This window comes from Azonexus sp. (genome assembly GCF_049652925.1).
In the GTDB taxonomy this organism is placed as follows: domain Bacteria; phylum Pseudomonadota; class Gammaproteobacteria; order Burkholderiales; family Rhodocyclaceae; genus Azonexus.
The window spans coordinates 111134-128168 of record NZ_JBASFI010000039.1; the positions used below are offsets into that span (position 1 = coordinate 111134).

General features: G+C 63.1%; 13 protein-coding genes. 5 read left to right on the forward strand and 8 right to left on the reverse strand.

The features are described from left to right. Nucleotides 1-43 precede the first annotated feature (43 nt). Nucleotides 44-1321: a GGDEF domain-containing protein gene (locus WBK19_RS18380; RefSeq protein WP_511292339.1), complete on the forward strand. Its 1278-nt coding sequence runs from the start codon at nt 44-46 to the stop codon at nt 1319-1321. Here the strand turns inward: WBK19_RS18380 and WBK19_RS18385 are convergent. Together WBK19_RS18385 and hyi are read right to left on the reverse strand one after the other, a co-directional pair. Beyond that, entirely contained in the window at nt 1318-2574 is a 1257-nt protein-coding gene (locus tag WBK19_RS18385) for a glycerate kinase type-2 family protein (RefSeq protein ID WP_511292341.1), read from the reverse strand. The genes WBK19_RS18380 and WBK19_RS18385 overlap by 4 nt on opposite strands. Further along, nucleotides 2571-3344 carry a hydroxypyruvate isomerase gene (hyi, locus tag WBK19_RS18390; RefSeq protein ID WP_511292343.1) on the reverse strand — a complete coding sequence of 258 codons (774 nt, stop codon included), beginning with the start codon at nt 3342-3344 and terminating at the stop codon, nt 2571-2573. The genes WBK19_RS18385 and hyi overlap by 4 nt, the downstream gene beginning before the upstream one ends. 62 nt (nt 3345-3406) lie before the next feature. Between hyi and WBK19_RS18395 the strand changes: the two genes are divergently transcribed. From WBK19_RS18395 to WBK19_RS18405, 3 genes are read left to right on the forward strand one after another with little or no spacing between them, the layout of a single operon-like run. Continuing rightward, nucleotides 3407-3985, forward strand: coding sequence for a cob(I)yrinic acid a,c-diamide adenosyltransferase (locus WBK19_RS18395; RefSeq protein ID WP_511292345.1), 579 nt, complete (start codon nt 3407-3409; stop codon nt 3983-3985). Between the two features lie 40 nt (nt 3986-4025). Next, the gene (locus WBK19_RS18400) at nt 4026-4241 is read left to right on the forward strand and encodes a hypothetical protein (protein WP_511292347.1); all 216 of its coding nucleotides are present in this window, start codon (nt 4026-4028) and stop codon (nt 4239-4241) included. A 60-nt stretch (nt 4242-4301) separates the two neighbouring features. Next, on the forward strand, nt 4302-5123 hold the full coding sequence (locus tag WBK19_RS18405) for a crotonase/enoyl-CoA hydratase family protein (protein ID WP_511292349.1): 822 nt from the start codon (nt 4302-4304) through the stop codon (nt 5121-5123). Between the two features lie 136 nt (nt 5124-5259). On the opposite strand, the gene aroG is transcribed toward WBK19_RS18405, so the two are convergent. From aroG to WBK19_RS18435, 6 genes are all read right to left on the reverse strand, one after another. Beyond that, nucleotides 5260-6351 (reverse strand): 3-deoxy-7-phosphoheptulonate synthase AroG, encoded by a 1092-nt coding sequence (gene aroG, locus WBK19_RS18410; protein WP_511292351.1) that lies wholly within the window; start codon nt 6349-6351, stop codon nt 5260-5262. Between the two features lie 105 nt (nt 6352-6456). Then, nucleotides 6457-7239 (reverse strand): type IV pili methyl-accepting chemotaxis transducer N-terminal domain-containing protein, encoded by a 783-nt coding sequence (locus tag WBK19_RS18415; protein WP_511292353.1) that lies wholly within the window; start codon nt 7237-7239, stop codon nt 6457-6459. Nucleotides 7240-7343: 104 nt separating this feature from the next. Beyond that, nucleotides 7344-7967 carry a c-type cytochrome gene (locus WBK19_RS18420; protein ID WP_511292355.1) on the reverse strand — a complete coding sequence of 208 codons (624 nt, stop codon included), beginning with the start codon at nt 7965-7967 and terminating at the stop codon, nt 7344-7346. Between the two features lie 28 nt (nt 7968-7995). Then, the gene (gene tldD / locus WBK19_RS18425) at nt 7996-9441 is read right to left on the reverse strand and encodes a metalloprotease TldD (RefSeq protein ID WP_511292357.1); all 1446 of its coding nucleotides are present in this window, start codon (nt 9439-9441) and stop codon (nt 7996-7998) included. A 10-nt stretch (nt 9442-9451) separates the two neighbouring features. Continuing rightward, nucleotides 9452-10261, reverse strand: coding sequence for a carbon-nitrogen hydrolase family protein (locus tag WBK19_RS18430; protein WP_511292359.1), 810 nt, complete (start codon nt 10259-10261; stop codon nt 9452-9454). Beyond that, a complete protein-coding gene (locus tag WBK19_RS18435) occupies nt 10258-14148 on the reverse strand; it encodes a YhdP family protein (protein WP_511292361.1) in 3891 nt (1296 codons plus the stop codon). Before WBK19_RS18435 ends, WBK19_RS18430 begins: the two co-directional genes overlap by 4 nt. 100 nt (nt 14149-14248) lie before the next feature. Here WBK19_RS18435 and glnE point away from each other — a divergent pair, with 100 nt between their 5' ends. Continuing rightward, the gene (glnE, locus tag WBK19_RS18440; protein ID WP_511292363.1) at nt 14249-16945 is read left to right on the forward strand and encodes a bifunctional [glutamate--ammonia ligase]-adenylyl-L-tyrosine phosphorylase/[glutamate--ammonia-ligase] adenylyltransferase; all 2697 of its coding nucleotides are present in this window, start codon (nt 14249-14251) and stop codon (nt 16943-16945) included. Nucleotides 16946-17035 lie beyond the last annotated feature (90 nt).

Consider the following 17035-nt stretch of genomic DNA (forward strand, 5'->3'; position numbering starts at 1 on the left):
TCGGATTCCGAAGACGCGAAGCGCATTTCAGGAACGATGAACCATGGAACTCTGGAGCAACCCCGACAACGCCGCCCTGCTCAAACGATTGCTTGGCGAACTGGACGAGCAACTGGCATTGGACCCGCCGGATGAAGCCCTGGTCGTCGACAGCGTCAATGTCGCTTGGCCGCGGATCAAGGACTGCCTCGACAAGGCGCTCAATCACGGAGAGAAGAGCGAGTGCCAGCAGATGATCGAGGAATTGGCGCGGGACGGAACGCCGTTCATGCTGTTTTCGCATCAGTTCGGTGTGCTCAGGAACCTGATCGTCAAACTGGTTCTCGAGCGCAGTGCGCTTGACGATGCCAAGGCCATCTTCACGCTGTTCGAGGAAATGGAAGAAGCCTTCGCCGCCGCTTATCTGCGCGTGTTCCTGCAGCGCCTGAGCACCCGCAACCATTCGCGGCTAAGCCATATCCGCGTCCTGAGCGACAAGAACATCCTGATCTATTTCGAGAGCCATCTCGAGTGGATCGCCCAGCTGCTTGCCGCCGTCACCGCCCGCAGCCCAACGGCCATGCCGGAACTCGACCACCTGCGCTGCGCCTTCGGGACCTGGCTGAACGGCGACGGCGCCGAACTGATCCGCGACAAAAACCATCTTGCCCAGATCTGCAAACTGCATCAGTCGCTACACCATGTGATCACCGAGATCTGCGCCATCATGGAGCACCGGCGGTCCAGCGGCCCGATCTACGCGCTGCTGAGAAAGGCGGAAACCTACTCGCTGGAACTCGGCAACGAAATTTCGCTGCTCAACAGCATCGTCATCATGAGCATTTACAACAAGGACCCGCTGACCGGTTTCCTCAACCGGCGCTTCCTCGACCGGGTGATCATCACCCAGATGGAGATCGCCAAAGCCACCGAGACCGCCTTCAGTCTGGTCATGTTCGACATTGATCATTTCAAGAAGCTGAACGACGCGCACGGCCACAATACCGGTGACCGCGCCCTCGAGCACATCGCGACCCTGGTGCGCGACACACTGCGCCAGTCCGACCTGGTTTTTCGCTATGGCGGGGAAGAATTCCTCCTCGTCCTGCCCTCGACCGGCGATGCGCCGGCCCACCTTTTGGCCGAAAAGCTGCGCCAGCGGATTCACGACACGCCGCTGGCCGGCGAGCCGGCGATTGCGCTGAGCGCCAGTTTCGGCGTCACCGAAATCTCGCCGCGCAGCTATTCGGTGGTCGACAGCCATCTGGTGCGCGACGTCATCGCCGAGTGCGACAGCAAACTCTATGCCGCCAAGCGGCACGGCCGAAACCGGGTGGTCTAGACGATCAGCAGGGCGCGAAAGTCGTTGACGTTGGTTCGCGTCGGGCCGGTGACCAGCAGGTCGTCGAGTTCGGAAAAGCAGGTCCACGCGTCGTTGTTGGCCAACCGGGCGCGCAGATCGAGTCCGGCCGCCTTGGCCCGGGCCAGCGTGTCGGGCGTGACGAAGGCGCCGGCGTTGTCTTCGCTCCCGTCAATGCCATCAGTGTCCGCGGCCAGAGCGTGGATGCCCGGCGCGCCGTCGAGCGCCAGGGCCAGGCTGAGCAGGAATTCGGTGTTGCGCCCGCCGCGGCCATCGCCTTGCATGGTCACCGTCGTTTCGCCGCCGGAGAGCAGGACGCAGGGCTTTTGGGCCGGAAAACCGTGTTGACCGCAGGAACGCGCCATGCCGGCCATGACTTTGCCAACCTCGCGCGCCTCGCCTTCGATGGCGTCGCCGAGGATGAGCGGCGTGATGCCGAGCTGGCGCGCCTCGGCGGCGGCCGCTTCGAGCATCTGGCGCGGGCTGGCGATCAGGCGGAAAGCGCTGTTGGCCAGACGCGGATCGCCCGGCTTGGGCGTTTCGAGCTCGCCGGACTCGAGGCGGCGGCGCAGGTCGGACGGGATGGCGATGTGGTGAAAATCGAGCACCTTCAGCGCATCGGCACAGCTCGTCGGATCGCCGACCGTCGGGCCGGAAGCGATGACCGCCGGGTCGTCGCCGGGCACGTCGGAAATGGCCAGGGTCAGCACCGAGGCCGGCCAGGCGGCAGCAGCGAGGCGCCCGCCCTTGAGCGCAGACAGGTGTTTGCGCACGCAGTTGATCTCGCCGATGCTCGCCCCCGAGCGGAGCAGCGCCGAGGTGAGCGCCCGCTTTTCGGCCAGCGTGACGCCGGGCGCCGGGGCGGCGAGCAAGGCCGAGCCACCGCCAGAAATCAGCGCCAGAACGCGGTCTTCCACGGTCAACCGGGAAATTTGCTCAAAAATGAAATGGGCTGCTGCCTCGCCGGCGGCGTCGGGTACCGGGTGTGAGGCTTCGATGATTTGGATTCGCTCGCACGGCACGCCGTGGCCGTAGCGCGTCACGACCGTTCCTTCGAGCGGCCCGGACCAATGTTGCTCAACGGCCCGCGCCATCGCCGCCGAGGCTTTGCCGGCACCGATGACGATGAGCCGGCCACCATCGTCCGGCGGTAAATGCGGCGGCACGCGCAGCGCCGGATCGGCGGCGGCGATTGCCGCATCGAAGAGCCGGCGGAGGATTTCGCGCGGGGTCACTTAGGGATCCAGCCGAGACCCGCTTCGGTCGTCGTCAGCGGCTTGTATTCGCAGCCGACCCAGCCAGCGTAACCGAGACGATCAAGCAGATCGAACAAGAACCGATAGTTGATTTCGCCGGTGCCCGGTTCGTGGCGTCCCGGGTTGTCGGCGATCTGGACGTGGCCAATACGCCCGATGTTGGCTTCGATGGTTCGCGCCAGGTCGCCCTGAATGATCTGCGCGTGATAGAGATCGAGTTGCAGTTTGACGTTGGGGCGGTCGATGGCGTCAAGCAGGCGTAGCGCCTTGTTCACGTCGTCCAGCCAGTAGCCCGGCATGTCGATGCGGCTGTTGATCGGCTCGATCATCACCGTCGCGCCGACGGTGGCAAAGCGGTCGGCAGCAAATTGCAGGTTGGCGATGTAGGTCGCTTCCAGCTCCATCTCGCCAACGCCAGCGGGACGAAGCCCGGCCATGCAATGCACGCGTTCGCAGTCGAGGACCATCGCGTAATTGAGCGCCTGCTCGACGCTTTCGGCGAATTCGCCCTGGCGGTGCGGCAAACAGGCCAGACCACGCTCGCCGGCCGCCCAGTCGCCGGGCGGCAGATTGAACAGAACCTGCTCGACAGCGGCCGCCTTGAGCCATTCCGCGACATCGCGGGCCGGCCAGTCGTAGGGAAAAAGATACTCAACACCCTGAAAGCCGGCCGCCGCCGCCCGCTCGAAACGCTCAGGGAAAGCTGTGTCGGTAAATAAAAAACTGAGATTGGCAGCGAACTGGGGCATAAGGATGGCTGTCTGTAGTGCGGACCAAAAGTATAATCTGCACTGACTCTGGAGAAAGCACCGTGAACGACACCGAACATGAACGCAAGGGCAACCGCCTGTCGAAGATCGTCACCCGCACCGGCGACGCTGGCACGACCGGCCTCGGCGATGGCAGCCGGACGACCAAGGACAGCCTGCGCATCGACGCCATCGGTGAGGTCGACGAGCTGAACTCCAGCCTCGGCGTACTGCTCTGCGAAGACATGCCGGAAGCCATGCGCGCCGCCCTGCTCGATGTCCAGAACGACCTCTTCGACCTCGGCGGCGAACTTTGCCTGCCCGGCATGGAAGTCATGAAGGACGCCCAGGTTGCCCGCCTCGAAACGCAGGCCGAAGCCTTCAACGCCGACCTGCCGATGCTCAAGGAATTCATTCTGCCTGGCGGCACGCGCGCCGCCGCGCTCGCCCACCTGAGCCGCACCGTCTGCCGCCGCGCCGAACGTTCCATGGTCCGCCTGCACGGTGCCGAGCCGCTCTCCGAAGCGGCCCGCCGCTACATCAACCGACTTTCCGACCTGCTCTTCATCCTCGGCCGCGCCCTCAACCGGGCCGGCGGCCGCGGCGATGTGCTCTGGCAAAAGGGCAAGAATGCCGCCTAGCGCGCCCCGGCCGGCCATCCACGCCCCTCCTGGTTAAACCGTGTACCGCGTCAAGACAAGCTACCGCACCGGCACCGACCGCCCGATCATCGAGCACGGCCCCTGGCACGACTCGCGCCAGGTCGCCGAACACTGGGCCGAGCAACTGCGCATCGCCGGCTACGCCGTCAGCATCGAGAGCCAGAACATCCATGCCGGCGGCGGTGGCGACGACGACAACGCCGACCTCGCCGCGGCGCTGGCCGGGATGGCCTGAGCGGGCAGCGCCGGACTGGCGTAACATCGGCAAAAAACCCAGGCATCAGGAGACCAGCCGATGAATCCCCCCCAATTCAGCACCCTCGCCGTCACGCTGGTCGATCACGTCGCCGAAGTCCGCCTAAATCGGCCGGACAAGTCGAATGCGATGAACGAGGCGATGTGGCAGGAAATCCGTCTGGCTTTCGAATGGGTCGATGCCACGCCGGAAGCCCGCGTCGCCATTCTGAGCGGCGAAGGGAAGAACTTTTGCGCCGGGATCGACCTCGCCATGCTGAGCGGCATCCAGCAACAAATCGCTCACGCCGATGGCGCCCGCAGCCGCGAAATGCTGCGCCGGCTGATCCTCGACTTGCAGGATTGCCTGAGCAGCATCGAACGTTGCCGCAAGCCCGTTATCGCCGCTATCCAGGGCGCCTGCATTGGCGGCGCGCTGGATCTCGTGACCTGTTGCGACATGCGCTACGCGGCGCCGGATGCGGTTTTTTCGATCAAGGAAATCGATCTCGGCATGGTCGCCGACGTCGGCACCCTGCAGCGCCTGCCGCGTCTGATCGGCGAAGGCATGGCGCGCGAATTGGCGTACACCGGCCGCAATGTAGACGCCGAAGAAGCGGAAAAACTTGGCCTGATCAATTTCAAATTTGGCGATTTTTCCCGGTTGACCGTGGAAGTCCGGAAAATCGCCCAAACCATCGCCGCCAAGTCGCCGCTGGCTATTCGCGGCTGCAAGGACGTGCTCAATTTCAGCCGTGACCACTCGGTGGCCGACGGCCTCAATTTTGTCGCCGGCTGGAATGCAGCGATGCTGCTCTCGGCTGATCTCGGCGAGTGCATCGCCGCCCAGCGCGAGAAGCGCCGCCCGAATTTCGCTGACTGAGCCGGAAACAGGCGAGCCAGAAACACGAAGGCCCGACCGGCTTGCGCCAATCGGGCCAGAATTCAGGGCTCGGGGAGAATCAGTTGAGGCCGCAGCTTTGCCGCTTGCTGCCCGCACCCAGCCAAGTCGGGAAGGCCTATTCGGCCGCTTCGGACACCCGCCGGGCGCGCACGGCGGCGGCCAGCTGATCGAGCACCTTGACGCTGTCTTCCCAGTTGATGCAGGCGTCAGTGACGCTCTGGCCGTAGGTCAGCGGCTTGTCCGGGACGATGTCCTGGCGGCCTTCGACGAGGTGCGACTCGACCATGACGCCGACGATGCGGTCTTCACCGGCGGTCAGCTGGGCGGCGACGCTGTCGCTGACTTCCATTTGCAGCTTGAATTGCTTGCGGCTGTTGCCGTGCGAGAAATCGACCATGAGCCGGGCAGCGAGGCCGGACTTAGCGATTTCGGTGCATGCGGCATCGACGCTGGCGGCGTCGTAATTCGGTTCCTTGCCGCCGCGCAGGATGACGTGGCAGTCCTCGTTGCCGGTCGTCGACACGATGGCGGTGTGGCCGGACTTGGTCACCGACAGGAAATGGTGCGGTGAATTGGCCGAGCGAATGGCGTCGACGGCGATGCGCATGTTGCCGTCAGTACCGTTCTTGAAACCGACCGGGCAGGACAGGCCGGAAGCCAGCTCGCGATGCACCTGCGATTCGGTGGTGCGGGCGCCAATGGCGCCCCAGGCGATGAGGTCGGCGGTGTATTGCGGCGTGATGGTGTCGAGGAATTCAGTGGCGCACGGCAGGTCGAGCTCGTTGATTTCGAGCAGGATGCGCCGGGCCAGGCGCAGGCCTTCGTTGATACGGAAGGTGTTGTCCATGCGCGGATCATTGATCAGGCCTTTCCAGCCGACCGTGGTGCGCGGCTTTTCGAAATAGACGCGCATGACGACGATGAGGTCTTCAGCGTATTTTTCGGCCTCCTTGGCCAGCTTTTTGGCGTAATCCATGGCCAGGTCATGGTCGTGGATCGAGCAGGGGCCGATGACAACGAGCAGGCGGTCGTCGGCACCATGCAGGACACGGTGAATCGCCTGACGAGCGGCGTAGGTTGTTTGGGCGGCGCGGGTGGAAACCGGATATTCGCGGAAAACGTGGGCCGGTGGCACCAGTTCCTTGATTTCCTTGATGCGCAGGTCGTCGGTATTCGGTTTGCTCGTTTGCGTGCTATGCGGCGTCATGGCCAGCCCCATTCAGAAATGCTGAAAACCCAGCATTCTACCGGATGCCCATGGAAGATTTCGCGCTGGCCGCCTGCGAACACGCGGCAATTCAGCCAGTTCCGGCTACTTCGGCAGCTTTTCGTAAAGGCCGACGACGCCCTCCATCTCATCGAGAATACGTTCGCTGGTTGTCGCCACGGCCAGCTGTGCCCGCTTGTCGCCGCCGGTTTTCTGGTTGAGGGCGCTCTCGAAGAAAATCCACTGCTGCTTGACGAGGCCAAGGCTATCGTTGATCAGAGTCGTGTTGGCCGGTGCCCCAGCCAGTTCCTGCAACGCGGCGGAAAAATCCTGGCGGGCCTTGCCCAGATTGGCCGTGCCGCCAGTGTCGCCGATGCCCCACGAAGCGGCTTGGTAATACTTGGCCATGCGTTGCGACAACATGCGCTGACGGCCCGATAAATTGACCAGACGGCCTGCGTTCGAGCCCGACTTCTTTTCCAGCTGGAGGGTGGCCTGATGCGCCAGCTCTAGCACTTCCTCGGAAATGGCCAGCACCTTGCGCCCGTTTTCCGGGGAAGGCGTCGCCCCGACCAGTACATCCTTGTAGGCCAGCCAGGATTTTTCGAGCTTGAGGTAGGTTTCCTTGATCTCCGGCGTCGGCGCGTAGTTCTTCAACTCGACCAACTGCCGGTCGAAAACGGCAATCGAGCCATCGAGAACCTTCTTGCTACGGTCAACATCGATTTGCTGGCCAATCTGGAAATAGGCCTTGGCCATGCGCTGCGACAACATGCGTTGCCGCCCCGCCTTGTTGATAGCCGAATTGATATCGCTAATCTGGGCCAGCGCCTCATGGCCGGCCAAGGTAAGGAAAAGTGCGAGCAACGCAGACAGTACGGTCTTCACGAGGCCTCCCGGGATGGCTTTTTTCGAGCCAAGAGGATAGCCGCGGCATTTGCCGCAAGACCATGATACGTATCAACAATGTCACACGACGGTAAATCCGTCGATCAGGGCATCTGCGTCAGGTAATTGGCAATCGCCGTGATGTCTTCGTTTTTGAGGGTTGCCGTGGCAATCGACATCAACTGGTTGTTGCGCACGCCGGTCATGTCACGATAACGGGTGATCGAGCTTTTTAGGTACGGCACTTTCTGGCCGGCCAGACGGGGATACAGCTCGTTGCCACGAGCCTGTTCGCCATGGCAGCGAACGCACAGCTTGGCGAACAGCTCCTTGCCGCGCGGCACCTGGCTGTTGTCGGCGACGGACGGCGGCACCTTGACGCTGGCGTAGTAGTGGGCGACCTGAATGCGCTCGTCGCCCTTGAGGACCTTGATCAGGCCTTGCATGAACTGGTCCTTGCGTTCGCCGCTGCCGAACTTGCGGATCTGCTCAAGCAGGTAGGCCGGGTTCTGGCCGGCCAGGTTGGGCACCTCGGCCGTCTTGCTGATACCGTCTTCGCCGTGACAATTGGCGCAGAAGAAAGTGACCTTCTTCCCTGCATCGACCGCCGAACGCAGTGCCACCGGGTCGGAACCGATGCTCTTCAGGCGTTCCTGCAAAGCGGGGTCAGACTGGGCATACCCCGAAGTGCTTGCAAAAAAACAGGCCAAAATGAATAGTCCGCGCATCAAATCACCTCAACAATGTGACTAGATATTATGCAGTACCACCCACCGTCAGTCCATCAATACGCAAGGTGGGTTGTCCGACGCCGACCGGAACGCTCTGTCCATCCTTGCCGCAAGTACCGACACCGGGGTCGAGCTTGAGGTCGTTGCCGATCATCGAAACGCGGGTCAGCGCGTCCGGACCATTGCCGATCAGCGTCGCGCCCTTGATCGGGCGCGTCACCTTGCCGTCTTCGATGAGGTAGGCCTCGCTCATCGAGAAGACGAACTTGCCGCTCGTGATATCGACCTGGCCGCCGCCGAAATTGGCGGCATAGATGCCCTTCTTGACCGACTTGATGATTTCCGCCGGATCATGCTTGCCGGCCAGCATCATGGTGTTGGTCATGCGCGGAATGGGCAGATGGGCGAAGGATTCGCGCCGGCCGTTGCCGGTCGGTGCAACGCCCATGAGACGGGCGTTCAGGCTGTCCTGCAGATAGCCTTTGAGGATGCCGTCCTCGATCAGCACGGTGCGCTGCGTCGTATTGCCTTCGTCGTCGATGTTGAGCGAGCCACGCCGGTCGGCAATCGTGCCGTCGTCGATGACAGTGACGCCCTCGGCGGCGACGCGCTGGCCAACCCGGCCGGAAAAGGCCGAACTGCCCTTACGGTTGAAGTCGCCTTCGAGGCCGTGGCCGACGGCTTCGTGCAACAGGATGCCAGGCCAGCCGGCACCGAGCACGACAGTCATCTGGCCGGCCGGGGCCGGATCGGCGTGCAGGTTGGTCACGGCCTGATGAACTGCTTCCTTGGCATAGCGCTGGAGGATTTCGTCGTCGAAATAGCCGAAATCGAAACGGCCGCCACCGCCCGACGAGCCCTGCTCGCGTTTGCCGTTTTCTTCGATGATGACCGAGATCGAGCAGCGCACCAGCGGCCGGATGTCGGCGGCCAGACGGCCGTCGGAACCGGCGACGAGGACCACTTCGTACTCGCCGGCCAGCGAGGCCATGACCTGGAGGACGCGCGGGTCAAGCGCCCGGGCGAAACCTTCGAGGCGTTCGAGCAACTTGACCTTGGCTTCGGCCGGTAGCGAGGCAATCGGGTCATTCGGCACGTAGAGCGACCTTGCCACGGTCGACGGGAAAAATTGGCCAAATTTTGAATTCTGGCCGGCCGCGGCAATCGCCCGCACGGCGTTGGCGGCATCGCCGAGCGCCTGCGAACTGATGTCGTCGGAGTAGGCAAAGGCCGTTTTTTCGCCCGAGATGGCGCGGACGCCAACCCCTTGGTCGATGTTGAAGCTGCCCGACTTGACGATGCCTTCGTCGAGGCTCCATGCCTCGGAACGCGAATACTGGAAATAGAGATCGGCGTAATCGACCTGGTGGGTCAGGATCTGTCCGAAGGTTCGCGACAGGTCGCCCTCGCTGAGCGAGAAGGGGGCCAGCAGCAGGGATTCGGCCTGGGCCAACGCGCTGTTTTGAGTCATGAATACTTCCTTAAAGTTTGCGGTGTGCAAGCGCCGGCAGGCTCTCGCGAATTTCAGCAATGCGCTGGTGATCGAGGTCGGCGATGACGACGCCCGGCCCCTTCAATTTGCGGTCGAGAATCTCGCCCCACGGGTCGATGATCATGCTGTTGCCGTGTGTCATGCGACCATTTTCATGGCGCCCGCCCTGTCCGACAGCGAGAAGATAACACTGGTTCTCGATGGCTCGAGCGCGCAGCAAAATTTCCCAGTGCGCCTTGCCCGTCGTTTCCGTGAAGGCAGCTGGCATGAGGATCAGATCGACCGGCGCCAAGGCCCGGTACAACTCTGGAAAGCGCAGGTCGTAGCAGATCGACAGGGCGACCTTGCCGAACGGTGTATCGACCGCGACCGGCGTATCGCCCGGCTCGATGAAGCTGGCCTCGTCGTAGGACTCATCGCCCTTCTTGAAGCCGAACAGGTGAATCTTGTCGTAACGCGCGACACATTCGCCAGCCGGGTTGTAGACCAGGCTGGAATTGCGCATCTTGTCCGGACTGCTGGCGGTCAACGGGAGGGAACCGGCAACAACCCAGATGCCGTGGCGCTGCGCCATTTCGGCCAGCCAGGACTGGATCGGTCCGGCGCCAAAATCCTCGCGCGCCCGCACCCGGTCGGCATCGGCGGCGCCGATGATGGGAAAATACTCGGGCAGTACGACCAGCTGGGCGCCCTGTCCAACGGCATCCTCGATCAGCCGGCCGGCGGTGGCCAGATTGTCGGCAACGCGCGGCCCGGAAATCATCTGCACGGCGGCGATACGGCAATTCTGCTTGCTCAAGGCTTGCTCTCCATGGGTTTGCTGGCGTCTTCTGGCTCGGGTTTTACGTCCTGCACCGACTCACCCGCCTTGTCGACGAGCGGATCGGCCCAGGTGCCGGTCACATGATAGCGGTAGCTGAACAGCCGGTTGAGCGGTTTTTGCAGCACGGTATTGGCCAGCAGCGCCGCCGCCCCGATGGCCGGATTGACCAGTGCTGCGGCGCCGACGGCGGCCAGCCCGCCGAGTTCCGGCCGGACGACCACCTGGAGGTCCTGCGTTTCTGCCTTGAGATCGGTTTCGCCCCGCATTTCGACCTGCGCAGCCGGCCCGGAGATGCGCAGCGGCTCGACGGTGCGCATGATGCCTTTGCGGATCGACAGCTTGCTCTCGATGCTGTCGAAAGCCAGGCCATCGCTGAAGATATCGCGGAAATCGAGGGTCAGGCGGCGCGGCAGGGATTGCAGCGAAATCAGTCCGAGCAGTTTGCCGACCCCCGGTTCGAGCTTGTTGAACTGGCCTTTTTCGGCCTCGACAGCCAGTTGACCGGTCAGCGACGGGTAGTGAATGCCGGTCAGCGGCCCGTTCCATTGCAGGTCGCCGGTCAGTTTTGCCTTGCCGCGGCGGACGGTGTCGCCGTAGCCAAGACGATCAAGCAGCTTGCCGACATCCTTGGCGGTCAGCTCGAAATCAAGCCGAGTCTGCGGGCGAACACCCTGCGTCCACACCCCTTTGCCCTTGAGAGCGCCATCCGGGTTCTCAAGGTTCAAGGTATCGAGGTGCCAGGCCCCCTTGTCGTTGCGTGCCTTGAGTTCGAGCCGGCCCAGCGCCTTCTCGCCGAGGTGAAAATCATCGACCGACAGGCTCATCCCGGGCAGGGTATTGATCAGCGACGACGCGTCATCGATCGCCTCAGTCGCCGGACGCACAATGAGTCGCTTGAAATTGCCCTCTACCCAGCCCTCGCCGGCACTCTTCCAGAACACCTCTCCGACTGCTTCACGGGTATTCAGACCAATTTGCCAGCCGCTGTCGCGTGGCCGCAGGCTGACATCAACCTGGTTGTAATCGCGCTCGAACAGGCGTAGCTGCGGCGTTTTCAGCGTCACCACATTGAGTGCCAGACCACCGTTATCGGCGTCGCCGGTCGCCCCTTCGGGCAGGAAATTCTTCCAGGCATCGGCATCGATGCGCGACGTCGCCACGCGCACGGCCAGCCCCTTTTCCGGCAGGCGCGGCTCGGCATCGCCAACAGCGAAAACGCCCCGCTCCCAGCTCTCCCCCTTGCGGACAATCAAGCCCTGGGCCACCTTGCCGAGCGTGATCCGGTATTGTTCGCGCGGGGCATCCGGCGCCGTCCGCTCGATACGCAGGGCGAGCGGCATGGTCGCATTCTTGTTCAAGGGTTCGGGCAGCGGCGAGCTGATGCCGAGCAGGTCCGATTCGACGACGACTTCGGCATTGCGCCGACGAATGTTGATGTCGGCCTTCCACGCCGCATTGCCGCTCAGATGGTTGATCAGCGGCCAGCCGAAATACTTGCTCACCTCGCCGATGCCGGCCGTGCCGGTGGCTACCACGCCAACCTTGTCGCCGGCGCTCTTGACCTGCACCTTGAGCGGCCCGCCAAAAACCTGGCCGGCAATATCCTTTGCCGAGACGGTATTTTCCGTTATCAACAGGCGCCCGTTGACCTGCGTCAGGGGAGGCAATCCGGCCAGAGGCTGGAGCTGATTATTCTGGAAACGATAGTCGCCACGTACCTTGGTATCGAGCGCGTGACGCAGCGGAATATCGAGTTCGAGATTCAGGCTGCCATTGCCCACTGCCTTCATGCCATCGGTGAAACGATCGATCTGCTCCGCCACCGGGCTTTGCTCGATGAAGCGGAAGAACTCGCTGGTCGGCCCGAGTGCCGTGCCACGGACCAGCAACATCTCCTCGTGCGACTCGAAATCCGGGATATCGACCTTGACGTCGGCCAGTGAGGCACCAAGGATGCGGCCCTTGCTGGCCTTGATGCGCATGCCGGTATCGAAGCTCATGTCGGCATTGATGTCGTCGATGACCGGCCAGCCGTCGGCGTAATCGACCTTGGCACCGGTCGCCTTGGCGGTGACGATGAACTTGCCACCCTTGCCGTCGCGGAACGGGAAATCCTTGAGATTGCCCTTGAGGATGAGCTTGCCGTCATAGCCACGCCCGCCGACGATGCCGCGCCGAATCCAGTTGCGCGCCGCCGCATTGACGGCGTGTGGCATGTAGCGCCAGACAGCAGTTCCCTCACCACGGTCGACGCTGGCCGTCAGATCGATTTCGCCCGGCCCTTCGCCGGTGTAGCGATACGTCCCCTGGGCCGTACCAGCCGCATCCGGGCCGGCGAATTCGAGTTTTTCCAGCTTGATATCGGTCCCCTGCGCCGAGTTTTTCCAGCTCGCCTTGACCTTCAGCGCATCGAGCGCGATGTTCGGCTCAGGGAAAATCGCTGGCAGGGAAAGACTGGAAACCCCCGAATCCAGCTTCAGGTCACCACCTTTTTCGGTCAGATCGATCGTTCCGGAAACGCCGCCGGCGCCGGGGAAAATGCCGTCCGCCTCGATGCCCATTTCACGGAAGCCGGCCTTCAGACTGTAGCGCTTGAGCGTTTCGCCGGCCAACGACCAGCTCGCCTTCAATTCGGCAATCTGGCCCTGTGGCCGATGGCGGATCAACAAGTCCCGGCTCTGTGCATCGAGCGGCAAATAGGAAGCGAGGCGGCCGAGCACCGCCAGATCGAGAAAACTGGCGCTGGCATTACCATTGATCGCAGTACTGGCCGCGTCCTGGCGCCAATCAACCTTGAAGTCGGTCGGCGCGATGCGAATGCCATCCTGCGTCTGCAGTTCGACCTGATGACCGGAAACCGCCCATTCATCAGCCTTGTAACGACCTTCGAGACGGCCACGCATGCTGGCCAGGTCAAGTTCGGGGAGCTTGCGGCCAAGGCGGATGCGTAATTCCTCGAGCGCCACGTCGGCTGTCACTTTGCCGGCCCCTTCGTCGAGATCGCCCCAGATGCGCAAAGCGCCCCGCCCCTGTGGCAGATTGACCGGGTAATCGACCCATGCCCGCCAGCCGGCCAGATCGGCGTAATCGAGTTCGACAAAAATCTGTCCGGACAAATGCTCGAGCGCCTCGCCGAGATCGCCCTTCACCTCGCCACGGATATCGACGCGGGAGGCCAGCTCATCGGGCGGAGCGGCGGAGATACCGAAGCGATGGCGGCGCCCGCTGTTGTCGAGGGCGAACTGCAGGTCTTCGAGGACCAGCGGCGGCGCCTTGCGCAGCCGGTCGTCCCAGACAATCGTCGCATCGCGGATGCGGATGCGCTTCTGTTCGAGCACCCACTCGCCAAAAGCCGGGTCGCTCTCGCCTTCGGCATCGACGCCGGCCACCGTGATCTTGCCGTTGGTGTCGCGCCGGACATGCAGCACCGGGCCATCGAAAGCCAGCAGGGCCAAGGTCGGGCGCAGGCGCCACAGCGTCTGCCAGGACAGAACACCTTCGACACGGGTCAGCGAGAAGGCCGGGGCGCCCTGACGGTCGGCAATGACCACGTCAGTCAGCACCAGGTCAGGATTCAACCCCCGCCAGCGCGCCTCGATCCGGCCAATACTGACCGGTTGCCCGACGGCGCGCGTTGCCGCCTGCTCGATCTCAAGCTGGTAGTCGCCAATCCTGGGCAACACCGCATAGCGCAAGGTCAGCACAAGGACGGCAAAAGCCAGCCAGGCGGCGAACAGCCCCCAGCCCAGGACGCGAATGCTGCGCCCGGCGAGCACCGGCCACAGCCAGTGCAGCCGGTGATAGAGCGCCGCGCGCACATCAGGCGAAATCACTTGGGTTTTGTGGTGGAGCGGCTCACTCACGCGTCAAACCGTTTTGCCAGAGGGGGGAATAGATCACTACAATCGAATACTGGATAAAAACGACATTCTACCTTTTCGGCCCAGCTGCCGATGGACCATCATGGACACAACCCTAGATCCCCGCTGGCAAGCGGCTGTACACCACAGCCGTTATCTCGCCAATTTGCTGCAGGCGCACCCGGAACTGATTCCCGAGCTGCTCGCCACCTGGCAACAGCCGCTCTCCGAGGCCATGCTGCTGGCGCCGCTGCAACGGGAGTTTGCCGACGACGATGCGGTTCGCACCGCCCTGCGCCGCCTGCGCCAACGCACCATGGCCCATCTCGCCCTGCGCGACCTGGGTGGCTTGGCGCCGCTGGCTGAAATCGTCGAGTGTATGACCCTGCTTGCCGACGTAACGACCAACTTCGCGCTCGAGTACTATCACCGCCAGCTCGTCGCCACGTACGGGGAACCGCTCGACAAGGCCGGCCAGCCGCAGCGCCTTCTGATCATCGGCATGGGCAAGCTGGGCGGGCGCGAATTGAATGTGTCTTCCGATGTCGATTACATTTTTGTTTACCCGGAAGACGGCGACACGGCCGGCCCGAAAAGCATCGAGAACTTCGACTTCTTCACCCGCCTCGGCAAGCGCATCATCGGCGCACTGGGCGACCTGACGGCCGACGGCCAGGTTTTCCGTGTCGACATGCGCCTGCGCCCGAACGGCGACTCCGGCCCGCTGGTCTGTTCGCTCGACGCCCTGGAGAACTATTTCATCACCCAGGGTCGTGAATGGGAGCGTTACGCCTGGATCAAGGGCCGCACCATGAATGCCGGCGAGAATCTGCAACCAGCATGGGTGACGGCCATGCAGAAGGTCGCCCGGCCCTTCGTCTTCCGCAAATATCTCGATTTCGGCGCCATCAACGCGATGCGCGACCTGCACGCCCAGATCAGCCGCGAAGTGGCCCGCAAGGACATGGCCGACCACGTCAAGCTCGGCCCTGGTGGCATCCGCGAAATCGAGTTCATGGCCCAGGTTTTCCAGCTCATCCGCGGTGGACGCGACCCGGCGCTGCAGATTCGGCCGACCCTTTCCGTGCTCAAGCTGCTCGTCGACCGCAAGCTGATCCCGGCCGAAACCGAGCAGGAGTTGCGCGAAGCCTACGTTTTCCTGCGTCGCCTTGAGCACCGGCTGCAATACGTCGAGGACAAGCAGACGCACATGCTGCCGGTCGACGCCGAAAATCGGCAAAATATCGCCGTCAGCATGGACTTCCCGGACTGGCCAGCGATGCTGGCCGTGCTCGACAGCCACCGCGAAAAGGTCAGCCAGCATTTCGGCGCCATTTTCTCCGACCCGGAAGCCGGCGAGCACCCGCTGACCGGCCTGTGGCAAGGCCAGCTCGACGAGGACACGGCCATTGAAGCCTTCGGCAATCTCGGCTACCGCCACCCGAAGGAGGCCATCGCGCGGCTGGCCGAGCTGCGCGCCGCCAGCCGTTATCTGCAACTGCCGGCGACCAACCGGGCCCGTCTTGATGCCGTCGGGCCGCGTCTGATCGAGGCGGCCGGCGCGACGCCCGCCCCCGACACAACGCTGGCCCGCGGCCTCAGTTTCCTCGAAGGCATTTCCCGCCGCGGCGCCTATCTGGCGCTGTTGCAGCAATATCCGATGGCGCTTCGCCGCGTCGCCGACATGATGTGCGCCTCGAACTGGGCGGCCGATTATCTGAACCGCCACCCGCTGCTGCTCGACGAACTTCTCGACCCGCGCCTGTATGAAATCGCCACCAACTGGACCGGCTTCCGCGAAATCCTGCGCGACAACCTGGCCCATCACGCCGATGACACCGAGCGCGAGATGGACATCCTGCGCGAAATGCACCACGGCCAGGTTTTCCGGCTACTGGCCCAGGATCTGGCCGGCCTGCAGACCATCGAACGGCTTTCCGACCACCTGACCGAACTGGCCGATACCATCGTCCAGGAAACCCTGCCGCTGGTCTGGTCCAAGATCAGGAATCGCCATTGCCCAACACCGAAATTTGCCGTCATCGGCTACGGCAAGATGGGCGGCAAGGAACTCGGCTACGCCTCCGACCTCGACCTCGTTTACCTCTATGACGACGACGATCAGGACGCCCCGGAAAACTACGCCCGCCTTGGCCAGCGCCTGAACTCCTGGCTATCAAGCCAGACGCCGGCCGGCATCCTGTTCGAAACCGACCTGCGCCTGCGCCCGAATGGCGACTCCGGGCTGCTTGCGGTGTCAGTCGACTCCTTCCGCGAATACGAGCTCAAGAACGCCTGGACCTGGGAACACCAGGCCCTGACCCGGGCCCGTTTCTGCGCTGGCGATCCGGCCGTCGGCAAGCGTTTCGAGGAAATCCGCTGCGAAATCCTGCGCCTGCCGCGCGACCTGGCCAAGCTCAGGGAGGAAGTCGTCGCCATGCGGCAAAAGATGGTCGATGCGCACGGCACGAAAAGCGAAACCGAGTTCGGCCTCAAGCATGACGAAGGCGGCATCATCGACGTCGAATTCATCGTCCAATACCTGATCCTCGGTTATTCGCACCAGCACGCCAGCCTGACCGGCAATCTCGGCAACATCGCCTTGCTGCGCATGGCCGGCGAACTCGGCCTGATTGACCCGCAACAAGGTGAAGCGACTGGCAACGCCTACCGCGAATACCGTCGCCTGCAACACGCCAAGCGGCTGTCGGCCTTTCCCAAGGCGCCGATTCCGCGTGAGGAGGTGGAAAAGCATATCGCCGCCGTCCGCCAGTTGTGGGTGGCCGTTTTCGGTAGCTGAAGGGGGGGCGGGGCTTGTTTGAGGCGAAATAGCCGGCCGCCGAACATTTCATTTTTGGCCATTTTTTACGGTTGACCGTAGCAAGCCCGG